Genomic DNA, 14,492 nt, shown 5'->3' on the forward strand with positions numbered 1-14,492 from the left:
GCCGCAGCTCTGTGCGTCCTGCCTTCAGCCGTCCGTTTTCAACTTTCATTCCAAGGAGTCATCCCATGAAGCGCATTCTTTTGACAATGGCCTGCGTTGCGGCGGGCGCTGCCCAGGCGCAGGTCAAGTGGGATCTGCCCACGGGCTATGCGGCCAACACCTTCCAGACGCAGAACAACCAGCAGTTCGCCAAAGAGGTGGAAGAGCTGACCGGCGGCAAGCTGAAGATCACGCTGCACCCGGGCGGCTCGCTCTACAAGGCCAATGAGATCAAGCGTGCGGTGCAGACGGGCCAGGTTCCGGCGGCGGAGTTCATCCTCTCGGGCGCCGCCAACGAAAACCCCCTGTATGGCGTGGATTCCGTGCCTTTCCTGGCCAGCTCGTACGCCGATGCCTGGCGCCTGTACCAGGTGGCCAAGCCGGCCCAGGAAAAGCTGCTCGCCTCCCAGGGCATGAAGCTGCTGTACAGCGTGGCCTGGCCGGGCCAGTCGCTGTATTCGAACAAGCCCATCCAGGCGCCCGCGGATCTGGCGGGCACGAAGATGCGCGCCTACAACCCGACCTCCACGCGCATTGCGCAGCTGCTCAAGGCCCAGCCGGTCACCATCCAGCTGTCCGAGCTGGGGCAGGCGCTGGCCACGAATACGGTGAACAACTTCCTCACCTCCAGTGCCAGCGGCGTGGAGAGCAAGCTGTATGAGCAGATCAAGTACTTCTATCCCGTGAACGCCTGGCTGCCGCGCAACGCCACCGTGGTCAACCAGAAGGCTTTCGACAGCCTGGACAAGGGCCTGCAGGAGGCCGTCCTGAAGGCTGCCGCCGCGGCCGAGAAGCGCGGCTGGGAGGCAAGCGAGCGCCTGGACAAGGAATACCTGAAGGAGCTGGCCGCCAAGGGCATGACCGTGGCCGAGCCGTCCGATGCGCTGAAGAAGGAATTCGCCAGCATCGGCACCACCATGGCCGAGGAGTGGGTGAAGGCGGCCGGCGCCGAAGGCAAGGCCATCGTGGACGCCTACCGCAAGCGCTGACACCTGGAGTTCGCCATGGATCAGCTCACCCGTCATTTCTACCGCCTGCTCATCGGGCTCGCCTGCGTGTCCATGGTGGCCGCGTTTGTGATCGTTATCCTGGGGATCCTGGCGCGGCAGGTGACGTTCATCGACATCCAGGGGCTGGACGCCTACGCCGGCTATGCGATTGCCGCAACCCTGTTCTTTGCCCTGCCCACGGCGCTGATGCATGGTGACCATATCCGCGTCACGCTGGTGCTCGATCGCCTGGGCAGCCGGGCCCGCGCCGTGTTCGAGTGGGGCGGGCTGATCGTGGCGCTGGGCCTGTCGGTCTATCTGGCCTGGTTTGCCGTGCGCGCCGTATGGCTGTCGTACACCACGCATGACATCTCCCCCGGTGCGGATGCCACGCCGCTGTGGATTCCGCAGCTGAGCATGGCCATAGGCTGCGTGGCCTTCGCGCTGGCCTTTCTGGACGCCATCGTGGCCCGCCTGCGCGGGCGTGAATGGTTTGTCGCCGGCCCGGGTTCGGTGGCCGAGTAAGCCGAGGAGATCAACATGGACATGATGGCTGCATTGGTGCTGATCATTGCGCTGTTCGCAGTGCTGGGCGCCGGCATGTGGATTGGCCTGGGCCTGCTGGCCGTGGGTTTGCTGGGCATGGAGCTGTTCACCAGCCGGCCGGTGGGCGACAGCATGATGCTCACGATCTGGGGCGCAAGCTCGGCCTGGACCCTGACGGCGTTGCCGCTGTTCTTGTGGATGGGCGAAATCCTGTTTCGCAGCAAGCTCTCGGACAGCATGTTCCGGGGCCTCGCGCCGTGGATGGACAAGCTGCCCGGGCGGCTGCTGCACACCAACGTGGTGGGCTGCACCATCTTTGCCGCCATTTCCGGCTCGTCGGCCGCCACCTGCGCCACCATCGGCAAGATGACCCTGCCCGAGCTGAAAAGGCGCGGCTACCCCGATGCCATGGCCGTGGGCACATTGGGGGGCGCGGCCACCCTGGGGCTCTTGATTCCGCCGTCGATCATCATGATCGTCTACGGCGTGGCGGCGAATGTGTCCATCGCCAAGCTGTTTCTAGCCGGGGTCTTCCCGGGCCTGATGCTGGCCGGGCTGTTCATGGGCTATATCGCCATCTGGGCGCTGTTCAACCGCGACCAGGTGCCGGCGTCGGACATATCGATGACCTTCCTGCAGAAGCTGTACGAGTCGCGCCACCTCATTCCCGCGGTGATCCTGATCGCCCTGGTGCTGGGCGGCATTTACACCGGTATTGCCACGGCCACCGAGGCGGCCGCCCTGGGCGTGGCCGGTGCGCTGGGCCTGGCGGCCTGGGAGGGGTCTCTGTCCTGGCAGAAGTTCCGGGAGGGGCTGATCAGCGCCTGCCGCGTGTACTGCATGATCGGGCTCATCCTGGCGGGGGCGGCGTTCCTCACGCTGGCCATGGGATTTATCGGGCTGCCGCGCCATCTGGCCGAATGGATTGGCTCGCTGCAGCTGTCGCCCTTTGCGCTGCTCATGATGCTGACGGTGTTCTTCATCGTGCTGGGCTGCTTTCTCGATGGCATTTCCATGGTGGTGCTGACCATTGCCGTGCTGCTGCCGACGGTGCAGGCCGCAGGCTATGACCTGATCTGGTTTGGCATCTTCATCGTGCTGGTGGTCGAGATGGCGCAGATCACGCCGCCCGTGGGGCTGAATCTGTTCGTGATCCAGGGCCTGACCAAGCGCGACATCGCCTGGATCGCCCGCGTCACCGCACCCATGTTCTTCGTCATGCTGGCGGCCGTGATCCTGCTGTACGCAGTACCCCAGATCGTGCTCTGGCTGCCCTCGCGCATGTAGTCAAAGCGGGAGATAAGCATGTCTGTGATGGATCTGAACAGCGACCTGGGCGAAAGCCTGGGCGCCTGGAGCATGGGCGACGATGCCGCCATGCTGGACATTGTCAGCAGCGCCAACGTGGCCTGCGGCTTCCATGCGGGCGACCCGGCGGGCATCCTCGCCACGCTCAAGGCCGCGCAGGCGCGCGGCGTGGCCGTGGGCGCGCATGTGGCCTACCCGGACCTGGTGGGCTTTGGCCGGCGCAACATGGACGTGGCCAGCCCCGACCTGGTGGCCGACGTGATCTACCAGATCGGCGCGCTGCAGGGCCTGGCGCGCGCCGCCGGCACGCGCATCCGCTACGTAAAGCCCCATGGCGCGCTCTACAACACCATTGCGCAGGACGAGCGCCAGGCGCGCGACGTGATCGCCGCCATCCGCGCGGTGGATGCCAGCCTGGCCCTGGTGGCGCTGGCGGGCTCGCCGCTGGTGGGCTGGGCGCAGGCGGCCGGCCTGCGCGTGATCGCCGAGGCCTTTGCCGACCGCGCCTACACCCCGCAGGGCCAGTTGGTATCGCGCCGCGAGAAGGGCGCCGTGCTGCACGACAGCGCCCTGGTGGCCGAGCGCATGCTGCGCCTGGTGCGCGACGGCGTGGTCGAGGCCGTGGACGGCAGCCTGGCGCGCGTGGAGGCGCAGTCCATCTGCGTGCACGGCGACAGCCCCGGCGCCGTGGAGATGGCGCGCGCCGTGCGCATGGCGCTGGAGAGCGATGGCGTCGTTGTACGCCCATTCGCGTGAAATGGAGACTGGAGCAAACACCATGCAAGCTAATGCATTGCAGCAGGCCCGCGCCGCCGCCGTGGCCGCCGCGCACCAGGCACGTGCTGCCTATCGCGCCGGCAGCGTGCGGCCCACGGCCGGCGTCGCGCCCGGCATGACCCAGGCCAACATGATCGCCCTGCCGCGCGACTGGGCCTGGGACTTCCTGCTGTACGCGCAGCGCAACCCCAAGCCTTGCCCGGTGCTGGATGTGATCGAGGCCGGCGCGCACCAGACCCTGCTGGCTGATGGTGCCGATATCCGCACCGACATTCCGCTGTACCGCGTCTGGCGCAACGGCCGGCTGGCCGAGGAGGTGCAGGACGCGACCGCCCTGTGGGCCGAGCACCCGGACCTGGTCACGTTTCTGATCGGCTGCAGCTTCACCTTCGAGACCCCGCTGCAGGAGGCCGGCATCGAGGTGCGCCACATCGCCGACGGCTGCAACGTGCCCATGTACCGCACGAATCGCCAATGCCGCCCGGCCGGGCGCCTGCACGGCGAGATGGTGGTGTCCATGCGGCCCATTCCCGCGCACCGCGTGGCCGATGCGGTGAGCATCTCGGCGCGCTTTCCCTCGGTGCATGGCGCGCCCGTGCATGTGGGCGACCCGGCGGCGCTGGGCATTGCCGACCTGGCCAGGCCCGACTTTGGCGACCCGGTGCGCATCGAACCCGGCGAAATTCCCGTGTTCTGGGCCTGCGGCGTCACGCCCCAGGCGGCGGTGATGGCCTCGGGCGTGCCGTTTGCCGTCACGCATGCGCCGGGCTACATGTTCATCACCGATGTGCCCGACAGCAGCTACCACGTGTGAGGCCAGCGTGCGTTTTTTACCCGTCTCACTGAACGCGCTGCTGGTGGAGCTGGCCGACCTGGACCAGACCCTGGCGCTGCTGGCTTCGCTGCAGCGTGAGCCGCTGCCCGGTGTCGAGGAACTGGTGCCCGCCGCGCGCACCATCCTCGTGCAGTTCTGCCCCTCCGCCACCGGCGTTGCCACCCTGGTGCGCGCTATTTGCGCGCGCGACCTGTCGCAGCAGGTGCAGCGCGGCGCCACGCTGGTGGAAATCCCCGTGCGCTACGACGGCGAGGACCTGACCGAGGTGGCGCAGCTGCTGGGCATCACGCCCGAGGAACTGGTGCGCCGCCATACGGGCAGCGAGTACAACGTGGCCTTCGTCGGCTTTGCGCCGGGTTTTGCCTACCTCTCGGGCGGCCACGCAAGCCTGGATGTGCCGCGCCGCGCCACGCCGCGCACGCGCATCCCGGCGGGCAGCGTGGGCCTGGCGGGGCAGTTCAGCGGCGTGTACCCGCAGGCCAGCCCCGGGGGCTGGCAGATCATCGGCACCACGCCGCTGGCCATGTGGGACATCGCGCGCGCCGTGCCCGCGCTGCTGCAGCCGGGCTTTCGCGTGCGCTTTGTCGATATTGCTACTCTATCTATAGCTGCTCGCGCAGAGCTGGAAAGGGTTGCAAGCCAAAAGTACGTTGAACCAGCCGCACCGGCGGAGGTGGTCGGCCCGGCGCTCGAGGTGCGCGCGCCCGGCCTGCTCACGCTGCTGCAGGACCGGGGCCGGCCGGGTTTGGCGGGGCAGGGGGTTTCGGCCTCGGGCGCGCTGGACCAGGGTGCGTGCCGCGCGGCCAACCGGCTCGTGGGCAACCCCTCCGATGGCGCCTGCCTGGAGACGGTGAACGGCGGCCTGCAGCTGCGCAGCCATGGCGACACGGTGCTGGCGGTCACGGGCGCCGATGCGCCGCTCACGCTCAGCGCCGCCAGCGGCGCGCGCTGGAGCGTGCCGCACTACCAGCCCGTGGCGCTGGCCGATGGCGATGTGCTGACCATCGGCGAGCCCACGGCGGGCACGCGCTGCTACGTGGCCGCGCGCGGCGGGTTCGACGTGCCGGCGGTGCTGGGCAGCCACAGCACCGACACGCTGGCCCATGTGGGGCCGCCCGCATTGAGCGCCGGTGATGTGCTCGCCCTGCGCCCGGTGGCGCAGGGCGCCATCGTCGGCAGCGCGGAACTGCCGCCCGACGACCTGCCCAGCGTGCGCGAGGACGTGGTGCTGGACGTGCTGCCGGGCCCGCGCACCGACTGGTTCACGCCCGAGGCCATGGCGCTGCTGGCAAGCCAGCGCTGGCAGGTCACGCCCCAGTCCAACCGCGTGGGCCTGCGCCTGGCCGGCGCGCGGCCCCTGGTGCGTGCCATCACCCAGGAACTGCCCAGCGAGGGCACGCCCTCGGGCGCCATCCAGGTGCCGGCGAGCGGCCAGCCGGTGTTGTTCCTGGCCGACCATCCGCTCACCGGAGGCTATCCGGTGATCGCCTGCGTCGCGCCCTACCACTTGGACCGCGCGGGGCAGATCCCCGTGAACGCCTGGGTGCGCTTCAACCCCATTCGGCCCTTCGAGGCCATCACCTGCCCATGAATGCCATGAAAAAAGTCCTGATTGCCAACAGGGGCGAGATCGCCGTGCGCATCGTGCGCGCCTGCCGTGACTACGGCGTGCAGTCCGTCGCCGTCTACGCCGATGCCGACATCGATGCCCTGCACGCGCGCATGTCCGACGAGGCCTATGGCCTGGACGGCGATCGTCCCGCCGACACCTATCTGCACATCGAGAAGCTGCTGGGCATCGCCCGCAAGAGCGGCGCCGACGCCGTGCACCCGGGCTACGGCTTCCTGTCCGAGAGCGCCGCCTTCGCCCAGGCGGTGATCGACGCCGGCCTGATCTGGATCGGCCCCTCGCCCCAGGCGATTGCGCGCCTCGGCGACAAGGTGGAGGCGCGCAAGATCGCACTCAAGGTGGGCGCGCCGCTGGTGGCGGGCACCAAGGAGCCAGTCAAGGACGCCGATGAGGTGCTGCAGTTCGCCGAGCAGCACGGCCTGCCCATCATCATCAAGGCCGCGTTCGGCGGCGGCGGGCGCGGCATGAAGATCGCGTGGCGCATGGACGAGGTGGCCGAACTCTACGCCTCCGCCGTGCGCGAGGCCACGGCGGCCTTCGGACGCGGCGAATGCTTCGTCGAGCAGTTCCTGGACAAGCCGCGCCACATCGAGGCCCAGGTCATCGGCGACCTGCATGGCCAGGTGGTGGTGCTGGGCACGCGCGACTGCTCGCTGCAGCGGCGCAACCAGAAGCTGGTGGAGGAGGCGCCCGCGCCCTTCCTCACCGACGCGCAGCGCCAGCGCATCCACCAGGCCGCGCACGACATCTGTGCCGAGGTCGGCTACGCCGGCGCGGGCACGGTGGAGTTCTTGCTCTCGGGTAACGGCGCCATCTCCTTCCTGGAGGTGAACACGCGGCTGCAGGTCGAGCACCCGGTGACCGAGCAAACCACGGGCCTGGACCTGGTGGTGGAGCAGCTGCGCGTGGCCGACGGCCTGCCGCTGTCCATCACCGCCACGCCCGCGCCGCTGGGCCACGCCATCGAGTTCCGCATCAATGCCGAGGACGTGGGTCGCGGCTTTCTGCCCACGCCGGGCCCGGTGCACCGTTTCGACGCGCCTTCGGGCCCCGGCGTGCGTGTGGACAGCGGTGTGCAAGCGGGATCGACCGTGCCCGGAACTTTCGATTCGCTCATGGCCAAGCTTATCGTGACGGGCGCCACGCGCGCGCAGGCGCTGGCGCGCGCGCGCCGGGCGCTGGCCGAGTTCCACATCGAGGGCGTGGCCAGCGTGCTGCCGTTTCACCGCGCCGTCATGGCGCATGCGGACTTCGTCGGCACGGATAGCTTCAAGGTACACACGCGCTGGATTGAGACGGATTTCGCCAATGACCTGGCGGCAGCCGTGCGCGCCGAGCCCCAGCCCGACGCCACGCTGCTGCGCTGCGCCATAGAGCTCGACGGGCGTCGCATGCAGCTGGGCCTGCCGGCCGCGCTGCTGCAGGGCCTGGCGGGCGCTGGCGGCGCAGCCACCGCCGCCGCACCGGCCCAGGCCGAGGCGGACGCCGCCAGCGTCGCCGCGCCAATCGCCGGCAACCTGCACGCCTGGAAGGTGCAGGACGGCGACGCGGTGCAAGCGGGCGATGTCATCGCCGTCATGGAGGCCATGAAGATGGAGATGCAGGTCATGGCGCACCGCGCCGGCCGCATCGCGTTGCAGGCGGCGGCGGGCAGCTACCAGGCGGCGGGAGCCTGCATCGCTCGCATCGTTTGATAGCACCACCGCCAAATGAAGCCCGTCACCCCGGACTCCGATCCGGGGCCTTGGTCCAGTGACCGTCCTCTGGATTCCGGCATGCGCCGGAATGACATAGCCTGAAGAGTTTTTCGCGTTAGCGCTTGTGTATCAAGCGCTGGCAGCTATGTTTTTTGCATCAAGAGGTGTGCGCCTGCAGGCGCGCAAACAGCCCGCCGGCGGCCACCAGTTCGGCATGCGTGCCCTGTTCAGCAATGCGCCCGCGCTCCATCACCACCACGCGATCGGCATGCTCTATGGTGGACAGGCGGTGCGCAATCACCAGCGTGGTGCGGCCGCGCATCAGGCGCTGCAGGGCGTCCTGCACCAGGCGCTCGGACTCGGTATCGAGCGCCGAGGTGGCCTCGTCCAGGATCAGGATAGGCGCGTCCTTGTACAGCGCGCGCGCAATCGCCAGCCGCTGGCGCTGGCCACCCGAGAGCTGCGTGGCGTTGTGCCCTACCACGGTCTTCATCCCCTGGGGCAGGGCGCCCACATACTGGGCCAGGTTGGCAGCCTCCAGGCAACGCTGCACGCGCTGCTCGTCGATGGCCGCGCCCAGCGCGACGTTGGCGGCGATGCTGCCATTGAACATCACCACATCCTGGCTCACCATGGCGAACTGCGCGCGCAGGCAGTCCAGGTTCCAGTCCTCGGCCGGCACACCATCGAGCAGCACCTGGCCGCTGCTGGGCGCGACAAAGCGCGGCAGCAGGTTTACCAGGGTCGTCTTGCCCGCGCCCGACGGGCCCACCAGGGCCACGACCTCGCCGGGGCGTATGTCCAGGCTCACGTCGCTCAGGGCGGGCGCATGCTCGCTGTCAAAAGATACGCTCACGCCCTGCAGGCTGATGGCGCCCCGGGCATGTGCCACCGCGTGCGTGCCACCCGTCTCCGCCGGCGTATCGCTGAGCAGCAGCAGGCCGCGCTCCAGCGCCGCCACACCGCGCGTGATGGGGTTGGCCACGTCGGCCATGCGGCGTATGGGGGCAATCAGCATCAGCATGGCGGCGATGAAGGAGGCGAAGCCACCCACCGTCACATCCTTGGCGCCATGGCCGTGGCTTTGCCACAGGGCGATGCAGATCACGGTGGAGAGGGCTCCCGCGGCCAGCAGCTGCGTGGTGGGCGTCATGGCCGCCGAGGCGATCGTGGACTTGATAGCCAGGCGACGCAGCTTCTGGCTGAGCGTGTTGAAGCGCTCGCTCTGCCCGGCCTGCGCGCCGTGCAGGCGCACCATGCGGTGGGCCAGCACGTTTTCCTCCACCACATAGGCCAGGTCGTCGGTGGCCTGCTGGCTGCTCTTGGTGATCTTGTACAGGCGCCGCGACAGTGTCTTCATGATCCAGGCCACGCCCGGCACCATCACGGCCACGATGAGCGTGAGCTGCCAGTTCAGGTAGATCAGGTAAGCCAGCAGCGCGACCAGCGTGAAGCCGTCGCGCGACAGGCCGATCAGCGCATGCACCAGCGAGGTGAAGCCGGTCTGCACCTCGTACACCACGGTGTTGGAAAGGGTGCTGGCCGACTGGCGCCGAAACAGCCCCATGTCGGCCGCCAGCAGGCGCTCGAAGAGGGCGGTGCGCAGCCGCAGCATGCCCTCGTTGGCGATGCGGCTCAGCGCATACTGGCTGGTGAACTGAGCCACGCCGCGCACCAGGAACACACCGATGATGGCCACGGGAACCATCCACAGTTGCAGCGATCCTTCCGTGAAACCCTGGTCCAGCAAGGGTTTGAGCAGCGCCGGAATCAGCGGCTCGGTGATGGCCGCCACCACGGTACCCAATAAGGCCATGGACCAGGCCAGGCGCTGGTAGCCAAAGTATGCGTGCAGGCGCCGCAGCCGGGCCAGCAACGGGAGCGACTGCGGCGAGACGGTCTGGGGCGCGCTATGATTCAAGTCTTGCATGAGGGGCGGATTTTACGTTTCGGCCATGTCCGGTCAGCACAGTTTGTCACATGGCGCGCTACGTTATGTGTAACATGCCCGCTTGTGTTGACCGGTATTCGACGGTCGTTTGACGGTTATTCGACGGTTGCCAATGACTATTGACCGCATTCCTTATTCCTCCCTTTCTTCCCTTCCTCGCACGGCTCTGCCGCCCTTGTCGCGGCGCCACGCCGTGGCGGCCCTGGCGGCCGGCGCCAGCATTCCTGCACTTGCGCAGTTTCGCGTCGAGATCACGGGCGTGGGCCTGACACAGCTGCCGATTGCCATTGCACCCCTGCGCGGCGAGGCGCAGTCGCCGCAGAAAATCTCCGCCATCGTGCAGGCCGACCTGGAGCGCAGCGGCCGCTTCGTCGGCGTCGATGCCGCGGGCGTGGCGCTGGATGAAACCTCGCGCCCCGACCTGTCGCAGTGGCGCCAGCGCAAGGCAGACGCCTTGAGCACCGGCAGCGTCACGCGCCTGGCCGATGGGCGTTTCGACGTGCGCTTTCGCCTCTGGGACGTGGTCAAGGGCCAGGACCTGGGCGGGCAGAGCTTTGTCGTCACCCAGGCCGACCTGCGCCTGGTAGCCCACCGCATCTCGGACTTCATCTACGAGAAGCTGACGGGCGAGCGCGGCATCTTCTCCACACGCATCGCCTATGTCACCAAGGTGGGCGCACGCTACAGCCTGTGGGTGGCCGACGTGGATGGCGAGAATGCGCAGTCGGCGCTGTCGAGCCCCGAACCCATCATCTCGCCGGCCTGGTCGCCCACGGGCGCGCAGCTGGCCTATGTGTCGTTCGAATCGCGCAAGCCCGTGGTCTACGTGCACGAGGTGGCCACCGGCAGGCGCCGGCTGATCGCCAACTTCCGCGGCTCCAACAGCGCCCCTGCCTGGTCGCCCGATGGCCGCACGCTGGCCGTGACCTTGAGCCGCGATGGTGGTTCTCAGCTCTACACCATCGACGCCAACGGCGGCGAGCCGCGCCGCCTGATGCAAAGCAGCGGTATCGACACAGAGCCGGCATTCTCGAGCGACGGGCGCAGCATCTACTTCGTGAGCGACCGCGGCGGCTCGCCGCAGATCTACCGCGTGGCGGCTGGCGGCGGCAACGCCGATCGCATCACCTTCAACGGCTCCTACAACATCTCGCCGGCCATCAGCCCCGACGGTCAGTGGCTGGCCTACATCTCGCGCGTGGGTGGCGCCTTCAAGCTGCAGGTGATGGACCTGAAGTCAGGCACCGTCACACCCCTCACTGATACCAGCGCCGACGAAAGCCCGAGCTTTGCGCCCAACAGCCGGCTCATCCTGTACGCCACCCAGCAGCAGGGCCGCGAGGCCCTGATGACCACCACGCTGGACGGCAAGATCAAGGCCCGACTGGCCGGCCAGGGCGGAGACATCCGTGAGCCCGATTGGGGGCCTTTCCAAAAGCAATGATTTTTCAGATTTTCAAACGCCCATTTCTCAGGACAACACCATGAAGCACACTCAAATCAAACGCGTTTCCATTGCCCTCACCATTGCCGCCCTCATGGCCGGCTGCAGCTCCGGCGTCAAGCTCGACGATGTTCCGGTGGAAGACAAGGGCGCAACCTCCACGCTGGGCGGTGGCGCCGGTGCTGGTGGAGCGGGCCAAAGCGGCGTGGCACCGGTCGACCTGACCCAGTCCGGCCGCGATGTCGGCGGTCCCGCCGGCGTGGCACGCATCATTTATTTCGACTTCGACAGCTTTGTTGTCAAGCCCGAGTACCAGTCGGTGCTGGAGGGCCACGCGCGCTACCTGAAGGCCTCGTCCGCGCGCAAGGTGATGATCGAAGGCCACACCGACGAGCGCGGTGGCCGCGAGTACAACCTGGCCCTGGGCCAAAAGCGCGCCGAGGCCGTGCGCCGTTCCATGGCCCTGCTGGGCGTGTCCGATGCCCAGATGGAAGCCGTGAGCTTCGGCAAGGAAAAGCCCGCCGCACAAGGCCACAGCGAGAGCGCATTTGCGCAAAACCGCCGCGCCGAACTGTCCTACCGTTGATGGCTGCGCGCATGTCTTTTCCCCAGCGTTCGCGTGCCCTGACGGCGGCGGTTTTCACGGCTGTCGCCTGCTGGGCCGTGCCCAGCCATGCGCTGTTTGGGGACGATGAGGCGCGCCGCGCCATTTTGGAGCTGCGCCAGCGCGTCGATGCCCTGCAGCAGTCCAACCAGCGTGCGGGTGAACGCGCGGGTGACGATGTGTCGCAACTGCGCCGCAGCCTGCTCGATCTGCAGACGCAGATTGAGGCGCTGCGCACCGAGCAGGCGGCCTTGCGCGGGCAAAACGAGCAGCTGCAGCGCGACGTGGCCGAGTTGCAGCGCCGGCAAAAGGACATCGCCCAGGGCGTGGATGAGCGCCTGCGCCAATTCGAGCCCGTGGCCGTGACCGTGGACGGACGTGAATTCCGCGCAGATCCGGCGGAAAAACGCGACTTCGAGGCCGCCCTGGCGGTCTTCCGTTCGGGCAAATTCCCTGAGGCGGCCACGGCGTTCGGCAGCTTCGTGCGCCAGCATCCGCAGTCGGGTTATGTGCCGTCCGCACGTTTCTGGCTTGGCAACGCCCAGTACGCCACGCGCGAGTACAAGGAAGCCATCGACAGTTTCAAGAGCCTGCTGGCGACCACGCCCGACCATGCGCGCGCGCCCGAGGCGGCGCTATCCATCGCCAATTGCCAGATCGAACTCAAGGACACCCGCGCCGCACGCAAGACGCTGGAAGATCTACTGCGCGTGTACCCCCAGTCCGAGGCCGCCGCCGCCGCCAAGGAACGCCTGGCGCGCCTGAAGTGAGCACAGTGCAGGAACCGGCCGACCTGGAGCGGCGCTTCGGTGGCTTGGCCAGGTTGTTTGGCGTGGATGGCGCGGCGCGCATTCGCGCGGCCCATGTTGCTGTCATCGGCATCGGCGGTGTCGGCTCTTGGGCCGCCGAAGCCCTGGCACGTAGCGGCGTGGGGCGCCTGACCCTGATCGACATGGACCATGTGGCCGAGTCGAACATCAATCGCCAGATCCACGCCCTGGGCACGACGCTGGGCCAGGCCAAAGTACAGGCCATGGCCGCACGCATTGCCCTGATCAACCCCGAATGCCAGGTCGAGTGCATCGAGGAATTCGTGGAGCCAACTAACTGGCCGGCCATCGTGCAGGCTCCGGTCGATGCCGTCATCGACGCATGCGACCAGGTCAGGGCCAAGACGGCCATGGCCGCATGGGCCCTCCACACCCGCACCTCCTTCATCGCCGTGGGCGCGGCGGGCGGCAAGCGATCGGCGCACAAGGTGGACGTGGACGATCTAGCCCGCACCACGCACGACCCCTTGCTGGCACAACTGCGCTACCGCCTGCGCAGAGAGTACGGCGCGGCACGCGACGGCAAGCGCATCGGCGTGGCTTGCGTCTTCAGCAGAGAGGCCGTCGCCCCGCCTCATGCATCCTGCGCAGTGCAAGAAGGGGACGGCACGCTCAATTGCCATGGCTATGGCTCCTCGGTAGCTGTCACAGCCACGTTTGGACAGTGCGCCGCCGGCTGGGTATTAGATGAACTAGCCGTTCATAGTGGAAAAATTAAGCTATAATCTCCGACTTTGCTGCATATCAGCAGCGACTGTGGGACGTTAGCTCAGTTGGTAGAGCAGCGGACTTTTAATCCGTTGGTCACAAGTTCGAATCTTGTACGTCCTACCAAAGATATCAAGGGCTTAGCCGTCAAGGCTAGGCCCTTTTTTTTGTGCGCCCAGCATGGGCGCACACCTGCAGGTGCAAGTCCCGCTGGGAGCTGGTCACAGTGAGCAAAGTGAAACGCAGCTGCGTGAGGGCGACCGAGCGTGGGAAGGAAGCGTGGAGCGTAAATCGTGAGCCGATGGACAAGAACCGCATAGAAGGCGTTGCCGAGCAGGGCGAGCGGGCAAGAAACCGCAAAGCTCTTGTGACCAAGGCGAGGCGGCGTAGATGCGGCGGTTGTGCGATGAAGGTGTGCGTTCTTACCTGGGGAGATCTCGCCTTGCGCCTGAAAGGGCGACGGCTGTGCCGCAAGCGAGAAGTCAGCAGAGGTCGTAGTAGCTGGGGCCGGGGCCGATGAAGCCAGAAGGCGACAGCGAAGGACCGAACAAGAGTGAGTGACCGAGGACACGAGGGATGTCAAAGGCCATGCGTCAGATGCCGGGCGAGCCCGGGCGGATGGGCGTAGCGCAGGGTTAAGCCATGCGCGATCTCATCAGCGACGAAGCCAGCGGCCCGCCCAGTGAACACCCGGGCACAGGGTCGGCAAAGCCGAAGGCGGGCACTGGTGGCCTGCTGCAGGCGGCGCTGGCGAGACAGAACCTGCAAACGGCGTGGAGGCGGGTCAAGGCCAACAAAGGCGCGGCCGGGGTGGACGGGCTCGACATCGAGCAAACCGCCCAGGTCATACGCCAGCGCTGGCCCGAAATCCGCCAGGTGACCTTGCCCTCGTTTCGTGTAGCTCTTAGCCCACGGTTTACACGGCCTTTTTACGCTGTGCCTCGTACCAGCGTTGCTCAAACTGCATCGGGCTGAGATAGCCCAGTGTGGAATGCAGCCTGCGGTGATTGTAGAAAGCCATCCAGCCCATCACTGCCTGTTTGGTCTGCTCTCTGGTGGCGAATTTGTGGCCATGAACACTGGCGTTTTTCAGTCGCCCCCAGAAGCTCTCGGTCGGTGCGTTGACGCTCCTAT

At 67.3% G+C, this 14,492-nt stretch carries 13 protein-coding genes, 1 tRNA gene and 1 pseudogene; 13 read left to right on the forward strand and 2 right to left on the reverse strand.

Features of this window, described 5'->3' with window-relative positions; all coding sequences use genetic code 11:
- The first annotated feature begins 65 nt into the window (after positions 1 to 65).
- From P7644_RS10440 to P7644_RS10470, 7 genes are read left to right on the forward strand one after another with little or no spacing between them, the layout of a single operon-like run.
- A complete protein-coding gene (locus tag P7644_RS10440) occupies positions 66 to 1,028 on the forward strand; it encodes a TRAP transporter substrate-binding protein (protein WP_404298885.1) in 963 nt (320 codons plus the stop codon).
- A 15-nt stretch (positions 1,029 to 1,043) separates the two neighbouring features.
- Positions 1,044 to 1,553, forward strand: a complete 510-nt coding sequence (locus P7644_RS10445; RefSeq protein ID WP_404298886.1) for a TRAP transporter small permease — start codon at positions 1,044 to 1,046, stop codon at positions 1,551 to 1,553.
- A gap of 15 nt (positions 1,554 to 1,568) precedes the next feature.
- Positions 1,569 to 2,861 (forward strand): TRAP transporter large permease, encoded by a 1,293-nt coding sequence (locus P7644_RS10450; RefSeq protein ID WP_404298888.1) that lies wholly within the window; start codon positions 1,569 to 1,571, stop codon positions 2,859 to 2,861.
- A gap of 18 nt (positions 2,862 to 2,879) precedes the next feature.
- The gene (locus P7644_RS10455) at positions 2,880 to 3,638 is read left to right on the forward strand and encodes a LamB/YcsF family protein (protein ID WP_404298890.1); all 759 of its coding nucleotides are present in this window, start codon (positions 2,880 to 2,882) and stop codon (positions 3,636 to 3,638) included.
- 22 nt (positions 3,639 to 3,660) lie between these two features.
- Positions 3,661 to 4,473, forward strand: coding sequence for a putative hydro-lyase (locus tag P7644_RS10460; protein ID WP_404298892.1), 813 nt, complete (start codon positions 3,661 to 3,663; stop codon positions 4,471 to 4,473).
- 7 nt (positions 4,474 to 4,480) lie between these two features.
- On the forward strand, positions 4,481 to 6,085 hold the full coding sequence (gene pxpB / locus P7644_RS10465) for a 5-oxoprolinase subunit PxpB (RefSeq protein WP_404298894.1): 1,605 nt from the start codon (positions 4,481 to 4,483) through the stop codon (positions 6,083 to 6,085).
- 5 nt (positions 6,086 to 6,090) lie between these two features.
- On the forward strand, positions 6,091 to 7,818 hold the full coding sequence (locus P7644_RS10470; protein ID WP_404298895.1) for an acetyl/propionyl/methylcrotonyl-CoA carboxylase subunit alpha: 1,728 nt from the start codon (positions 6,091 to 6,093) through the stop codon (positions 7,816 to 7,818).
- A 160-nt stretch (positions 7,819 to 7,978) separates the two neighbouring features.
- Here the strand turns inward: P7644_RS10470 and msbA are convergent, their stop codons facing one another.
- A complete protein-coding gene (gene msbA / locus P7644_RS10475; RefSeq protein ID WP_404298897.1) occupies positions 7,979 to 9,751 on the reverse strand; it encodes a lipid A export permease/ATP-binding protein MsbA in 1,773 nt (590 codons plus the stop codon).
- Positions 9,752 to 9,884: 133 nt separating this feature from the next.
- Between msbA and tolB the strand changes: the two genes are divergently transcribed.
- The 6 genes from tolB to P7644_RS10505 all read left to right on the forward strand — a co-directional run bounded on the left by tolB (position 9,885) and on the right by P7644_RS10505 (position 14,333).
- A complete protein-coding gene (gene tolB / locus P7644_RS10480) occupies positions 9,885 to 11,216 on the forward strand; it encodes a Tol-Pal system beta propeller repeat protein TolB (RefSeq protein ID WP_404298900.1) in 1,332 nt (443 codons plus the stop codon).
- A gap of 40 nt (positions 11,217 to 11,256) precedes the next feature.
- Complete coding sequence (pal, locus tag P7644_RS10485; RefSeq protein ID WP_404298902.1) at positions 11,257 to 11,802, forward strand: peptidoglycan-associated lipoprotein Pal; 546 nt, start codon at positions 11,257 to 11,259, stop codon at positions 11,800 to 11,802.
- Positions 11,802 to 12,590 carry a tol-pal system protein YbgF gene (ybgF, locus tag P7644_RS10490; protein ID WP_404298904.1) on the forward strand — a complete coding sequence of 263 codons (789 nt, stop codon included), beginning with the start codon at positions 11,802 to 11,804 and terminating at the stop codon, positions 12,588 to 12,590. Before pal ends, ybgF begins: the two co-directional genes overlap by 1 nt.
- Positions 12,591 to 12,595: 5 nt before the next feature.
- A complete protein-coding gene (locus P7644_RS10495) occupies positions 12,596 to 13,375 on the forward strand; it encodes a ThiF family adenylyltransferase (protein WP_404303175.1) in 780 nt (259 codons plus the stop codon).
- Between the two features lie 33 nt (positions 13,376 to 13,408).
- Positions 13,409 to 13,484: transfer RNA gene (locus tag P7644_RS10500), tRNA-Lys, on the forward strand.
- 516 nt (positions 13,485 to 14,000) lie between these two features.
- Positions 14,001 to 14,333 carry an RNA-directed DNA polymerase (Reverse transcriptase) gene (locus P7644_RS10505; protein ID WP_404298906.1) on the forward strand — a complete coding sequence of 111 codons (333 nt, stop codon included), beginning with the start codon at positions 14,001 to 14,003 and terminating at the stop codon, positions 14,331 to 14,333.
- Here the strand turns inward: P7644_RS10505 and P7644_RS10510 are convergent.
- Positions 14,275 to 14,481 (reverse strand): annotated as a pseudogene (locus tag P7644_RS10510) (IS3 family transposase); the annotation flags it as partial. The gene P7644_RS10505 and the pseudogene P7644_RS10510 overlap by 59 nt on opposite strands.
- Between the last annotated feature and the right edge of the window lie 11 nt (positions 14,482 to 14,492).

This window comes from Alicycliphilus denitrificans, from assembly GCF_044792555.1.
Taxonomy (GTDB): Bacteria; Pseudomonadota; Gammaproteobacteria; order Burkholderiales; family Burkholderiaceae_C; genus Alicycliphilus; species Alicycliphilus denitrificans_A.